The organism is Streptomyces sp. CS113 (assembly GCF_002188365.1).
Lineage (GTDB): Bacteria > Actinomycetota > Actinomycetes > Streptomycetales > Streptomycetaceae > Streptomyces > Streptomyces tendae.
This window is the reverse complement of the sequence record NZ_KZ195575.1, coordinates 21,100-27,099: the sequence shown is the minus strand read 5'-3', so window position 1 is coordinate 27,099 and position 6,000 is coordinate 21,100. Positions and strand designations below refer to the sequence as shown.

Annotated in this window: 5 protein-coding genes and 1 pseudogene; all 6 read left to right on the top strand. The window is 71.0% G+C overall.

What is annotated here, in order from left to right; translation table 11 throughout:
* On the top strand, positions 1 to 908 hold a 908-nt coding region (locus tag B9W62_RS39405; RefSeq protein ID WP_143665506.1), incomplete at its 5' end, for an AMP-binding protein.
* A complete protein-coding gene (locus B9W62_RS39400; RefSeq protein ID WP_373433755.1) occupies positions 905 to 1,903 on the top strand; it encodes a beta-ketoacyl-ACP synthase III in 999 nt (332 codons plus the stop codon). The genes B9W62_RS39405 and B9W62_RS39400, both read left to right, overlap by 4 nt.
* A gap of 208 nt (positions 1,904 to 2,111) precedes the next feature.
* On the top strand, positions 2,112 to 2,414 hold the full coding sequence (locus B9W62_RS41100) for a helix-turn-helix domain-containing protein (protein WP_087812340.1): 303 nt from the start codon (positions 2,112 to 2,114) through the stop codon (positions 2,412 to 2,414).
* 175 nt (positions 2,415 to 2,589) lie between these two features.
* Complete coding sequence (locus B9W62_RS39390; protein ID WP_143665505.1) at positions 2,590 to 3,378, top strand: AAA family ATPase; 789 nt, start codon at positions 2,590 to 2,592, stop codon at positions 3,376 to 3,378.
* Positions 3,379 to 3,491: 113 nt separating this feature from the next.
* Positions 3,492 to 5,101: pseudogene (locus tag B9W62_RS39385) on the top strand (Mu transposase C-terminal domain-containing protein).
* Positions 5,098 to 5,850 carry an AAA family ATPase gene (locus B9W62_RS39380; protein ID WP_087812338.1) on the top strand — a complete coding sequence of 251 codons (753 nt, stop codon included), beginning with the start codon at positions 5,098 to 5,100 and terminating at the stop codon, positions 5,848 to 5,850. The pseudogene B9W62_RS39385 and the gene B9W62_RS39380 overlap by 4 nt, the downstream one beginning before the upstream one ends.
* Positions 5,851 to 6,000 lie beyond the last annotated feature (150 nt).

Genomic DNA, 6,000 nt, shown 5'->3' with positions numbered 1-6,000 from the left:
GGGATGTGGGTGATCTGTCGAGTTGGCGTGTGGCGGCCAACGGTGCCGAGCCGGTGCGCTGGGCGACGATCCGTTCGTTCACCGAGGCATTCGCCTCACACGGCTTCGATCCGCGTGCGATGTGCCCGGGATACGGACTCGCCGAGAACACCCTCAAGGCCACCGGCACCCGGCAGGACCGGGAGCCCACTGTCCTGTGGCTGTCCGCGGAGTTCCTGCGCGACGGCGTGGCCGAACCGGTCGCCCAGTCCGAGCACGGCGCGATACCACTGGTCAGCAGCGGTGTCGCGGTCTCCGGCACACGGATACGGATCGTCGCCCCCGACACCCGGCAGACCCTCCCCGAGGGGCGGATCGGTGAAATCTGGGTCTCCGGCCCATGCGTGGCGGCCGGATACTGGGGGCGCCCGCAGGAGAGCGAATCCACCTTCCGCGCCCGTACGGCGGAAGCCGGCGAAGACGACGACACCTGCCTTCGCACCGGCGACCTCGGATTCCTGCACCACGGCGAGCTGTACGTCACCGGCCGGATCAAGGACGTCATCATCCGCAAGGGCCGCAACCACTACCCGCAGGACATCGAACTGTCGGCCGAGCACGCGGTGCCCGGCCTGCACCCGAACTGTGCGGCCGCGTTCTCCTGCGACTACCTCGCCGAGGAGCGCCTGGTGCTCGTGGTGGAGGCGGACGGCCGCGTCCTGAAGCGCTTCGACGCAGGCACACTGCGCCTGCGTATCCGCGAAGCCGTCCGAGAGAAGAACCGGATCACGCCGGACGACATCCTCATCGTGCGCCGAGGCGCGGTGCCGAAGACCTCCAGCGGCAAGGTGCAGCGCGGTACCTGCAAGAAGCGCTACGAGAACGGCGAGCTGAACCCCGCACCCGTGCCCGCGGACGGAGCGGTGTGATGGTCCGGCTTCGCCCGTGTGCGGCTCGCTCCGGATCACGGATCCTGGGCGTGGGCGCTTACCGGCCCGTGCGCGTGGTGGGCAACGACGAGATCTGCACCCGCATCGAATCGAGCGACGAGTGGATACGCCGCCGCTCCGGCATCGTCACCCGCCGCTTCGCCGGTCCCGGCGAGACCGTGATCAGCATGGCCGCGGAGGCGGCCCGCAAGGCGATGGCGCAGTCCGGCACCGACCCGGCAGAGGTCGACGCGGTACTGCTGGCGAGCATGTCGTTCCTGGAACAGGCACCGGCCGCGGCGCCGCGCGTGGCTCACCTGCTGGGCGCCCGCACTGCCGGTGCCCTGGACGTCAGCGCCGCCTGCTCGGGATTCTGCTATGCGCTGGGCCTGGCCGATTCACTGGTCCGCTCCGGCGATGCCCGTCATGTCGTGGTGGTCGGCTCGGAGAGGATGAGCGACATCATCGACCCGGAAGACCGCAGCACGGCCTTCCTCTTCGGCGACGGCGCGGGCGCGGTCGTGGTCGGCCCCTCCGAGGAACCCGGCATCTCACCCGTGGTGTGGGGCTCCGACGGGCAGCACCACCAATTGATCGCGCACGACCACTCCTGGCTGGCTCCCCGCGGCGACGGACTTCGGCCCTACCTGCGCATGGCCGGCCCCGAAGTGTTCCGCTGGGCCACCCGTGTCGTACCGGAGACATCCAGGCAGGCACTCGCCGTCGCGGGCCTTCGAACCACGGACCTCACGGCCTTCATTCCCCACCAGGCCAACGCCCGCATCATCGACGCGGCGGCGAAGTCACTGAACCTCGCCCCGCACACTGTGATCGCCAGGGACGTCGTCTCGGCGGGCAACACCTCCGCGGCGTCCATCCCGCTCGCCATGGAGAACCTGCTGGCTCAGGGGGCACTGCCCAGCGGCGCCCCGGCACTGCTGGTCGGCTTCGGCGCGGGACTGACCCACGCCGCCCAGATCGTGACCCTGCCATGAGCCACGGCGCCGAATCCGATCTTGTGGCTTGGGGTCGGTAGTGGTGAGAGTCGGTGGTGTTGGTCTGGTGGTGTGCTGTGTCGGTGCTGGTCAGTGGGGTGTTGGGGCGGGATGGGCACTGTCATGTGGCGAGAGCTTGATGGGCGGGGTTGCTGTCGTGAGGCCTTATCTGATGGTGGGTGATGCTGTCTCAGGTTCGTGAGTTCTGATGCGGTGGGATGAGTGGGGCCGGTGTGATCGTGGGGCGGATCAGGACGTAAGGGCCGGCTGGGGGGTGCTGCCGAGGGCGTTGGTGGTGCGTCGTCTGCTGGAGCGGCAGCGGGCGGGGGAGTTGTCGGCGCGGCATGTGCGGGCGGTTGCTGAGACGGTGGGTGTTTCGGAGCGTACGGTCTGGCGCTGGCTGGAGCAGGCGAAGGCGACGGGGCGGGCGGAGGGGCCGGTCCGGCAGGGATACGTGGTGTCGGACGAGGTGTGGGAGCTGCTGGGCGAGGCGGGGGGGCAATGTCTCTGAGTTGAGGCGTCGGCTGGTGGCTGCCGGTGGTGAGGTGCCCATTCCGTCGATGTCGACGTTGAGCCGGGTGATCCGCAGGGACCGACGGGCGGGGCGGGCTTTGCTGACCGGGCGGGAGCCTGAGGTAGCCGGGTCGCGTCGGCCGGATCCGCTCAGCGAGCTGGGCTTGAACGTCGTGGCCGACAGAGGTAGCGGCGGGCAGGTGTTTCTGCGGGAGCAGAAGCACCTGGCGCAGGTTCCGGTCCTGGTGCCGGGCGCGCAGGTGGTGCACACGCCTGCTGTGCGGTCGGTGCTGCGGACGGTCGCGCACGCGGCCGGGGTGGGGGCGGTGGTGTGTCTGTACGGCGACGCCGGTCAGGGCAGGACCGTCGCGTTGCAGTACGCCCTGTCCCAGCTGCCGCACCCGGCCCGGGTCCGTCGGGTCCACGTTGGTGTGCACCCGACGGTGCCGGAACTGCGTCGGGTGCTCGCGGATGCCCTCGAGCTGGGCAGGCGTCTGCCGCGCGGGGCGGGGGAGGCCGACCTGATGCTGGTGCACGCGCTACGGCAGCCCCGTGTGCTGGTACTGGACGAGGCACAGCGCCTTCCGGGGCCGGCGCTGGAGTTTCTGCGCGGGCTGTGGGATCACCCGGACACGGACACGGCGCTCCTTTTGGCGGGTGCGGGCAGCGAACGGGCGCTGCGCCGGGTGCCAGCGCTGGCCTCTCGGGTGCTGACCTGGGAGCTGGTGCCGCGCCTCAGCCCGCGCGAGGTGGCAACCGTCATGGCTGCCTTCCACCCGCTGTGGGAGGACGTCAGTGAGGACGATGTCGTGTGGGTGGACGAGCATGTGGGACACGGCAATCTCCGGACCTGGGCGAAGCTCACCTCGCACCTGACCGCCGAGCTCTACGGCAAGAGCCGTGCGGTAGTGGACCGCGGGTTGCTGGAGCGGGCCTGCGCACGGCTCATGGGGCCGCTGTGACCGGCGCGGCCGGGCCGACAGAGGGCGCTTCCCGCTCCGGCGTGCACGGGGGCGGCCCGGGCGCGCGGGGAGGTCTGCCGTCGTCCTTCCTGTCGGCGCTGCGTGGCCCTGCCGTGCGCCGGCTGCTGGCCCTGCGGCGGGAACAGAAGCTGACGACCCGGCATGTACGGCTGATGGCTCAGTCCTTGGAGGTGACCGAGCGCACGGTGTGGCGGTGGCTTGCCGCTGCCGAGCGTGGCGAGGCCGCGGCCGCGGAGCCCGGGGCGCGGACCCAGAGTAAAGACCGCTGCTCCGTCACCCCCGAAGTGCGCCGCCTGCTGGCCTTGTGGAAGGGCAACGTCGCGGCGGTCCACCGTGAGCTGACCGCTCGCGCGGCCAGGGGCGAGGGGGAGCCGCCTCCGTCGATTCCGACGCTGCACCGGGCGATCCGTCGTGATCTGACGCCGGGGGAGCGGGCAGGGCTCGCGGGAGGGAGCGGGCGGCGCGCAAGCACGATGTGTTCCTGGCCCGGCCGCGCCCCTGGCGCAACCAGGTGTGGGAGAGCGACCACATGCAGGTTCCGGTGCTGGTCGATGTCGAGGGCAGGGCTCGCCGGCCGTGGATCACCTGGTTCACCGACTGCGCGACGAACGCGGTCACCGGCGTCGCGGTCACGCCGGTGCATCCGTCGCGGGAGTCGGTGCTGGCCGCGCTGCGCTCCGCGGTCCTGCGCGAGGAACCCTACGGTCCGTTCGGCGGCGTGCCCGAGAAGGTGCGGGTGGACCGTGGCAAGGACTTCCTGTCCAGGACGGTGACCGCCGCGTTCGATCTCCTGGACGTCACCGTGGAGGACCTGCCCGCCTACACCCCGCACCTCAAGGGCACGGTGGAGGGCCTGAACCGGGCAGTGGAGAGCATGTTCCTGGCCTCGCTGCCCGGCTACGCCCGCCAGCCGCGCCCCGGTAAGCGTGCATCCCGTCCGAAGGACGAAGTGCTGCTGGGCTTCGAGGACTTCACCGCCCGGCTGCTGGCCTGGAGGCTCTGGTGGAACACCGAACATCGCCCCGCGCCCTTGCGGGGCAAGACCCCGCTCGAGGTGTGGCAGGACGATCCCACCCCGCTGCGGGACGTGCCGGCCGCGGATCTGTGGACGTTCACCCTGGAGGACGCCGGCACCCGCATGCTCACCACCCGCGGCATCCGCTTCAGGAAACGCGACTATGTGGGGCCGTGGATGACCGGCCAGGCCGGTATTCAGGTCCGTATCCGCTTCATGCCCCATCACGACCACCGCATCAAGGTCTACCACGCGGCCACCGGCCGCTACCTGGGTCCCGCGGACCTGGCCGACCAGGCCACCGAGGAACAGGTCAGCGCGGTACGAAGGGCGCGGTCAGCTCGCGCACGCCGTCTGAAGAAGGACCTGGATGCCTCGCAGCGCGAGCGCTACGCCGCCGTGAACCAGCCCGAGGCGCCTCAGCGGCTCGGCGCGCTGACCGGTGTGCAGGCCGAGACTGAACTCTCTCAGAGTGCCGACTCCGACCTTGCGCAGCTCGCGCTGCCAGATCTCATCCCGCACGCTGCTCCCCCGGCCGACTGGCGCACCCCGGCTTCCCGGGCCGCGCTGACCACGCCAGGCCCGCCCGTCCGGTACCCGTACGGCCGTGACGGCGCTTTTGCCCCGGACGGCCCAGGCGGGCGGGCCGCACCTCCCACCACCGATGAAGACGGAGACGCCTCGTGACCGCGGCCACCTACCAGTACGTCGACCTGCCCGAGGCATCCGTGGTCACCACCCGCGCGCTGCTGGCGGCGCGGGAGAACATCGCCGACATGGTCGCGGCCCGCGCGATGATGTGCATCCACGGCGGCGCCGGCTTCGGCAAGACCCTCGCCGTCAACACCTGCCTGCGCGCACTCGAACCCGGCGAGGACGTCCGCAAGATCACCTTCAGGGCCCGTCCCACCGCCCGCGCAGTGCGCTACGAACTGTTCACCGCGCTCGACCTGGCCGGTGACCCGCCGCGCCACTCCAGCGAGTTCGACCGCCTCCTGAAGACGGCCCTGGCCGACCGCCCGCGCACCTTCCTGGTGGACGAGGCCCAGTGGCTCAACGGGGAGGCGTTCGAGTACTTCCGCTACCTGTGGGACGAACCGGCCACCCAGCTCGCGATCATCTTCGTCGGCGGCGAGGGCTGCCACACCGTGCTGCGCCGTGAGCCGATGCTGTCCTCCCGCGTCTTCATCTGGCAGCGCTTCACCCGTCTCACCCCCGGTGAGGTCCTGGAGGCGATCCCGCTGTTCCATCCCGTCTGGGCCGGAGCCGACCCGGACGACATCGCCTTCGCCGACCGGCACGCCGCGCACGGCAACTTCCGTGCCTGGGCCCAGCTGACCGCCCATATCCGTCTGGCCCTGGCCCGTACCGGCCGGCCGGGTGTGGACCGGGACCTGCTGCGGTGGGCCTTCAGCAGGCTGGGCCCTGCGGCATGACGGGCACCGGCCGCAGGGACCGTGACGGTTCCCGGCACGAAGGGGGCACCTCAGCACAGGAGGAGCGAGGGGTATGGGGGTGATGGATCCGGTCAATGCCCTGGGCGAGGTCGGTGTCGATGTCCTGGTGTGCGGGACGGTGTGCTCCCG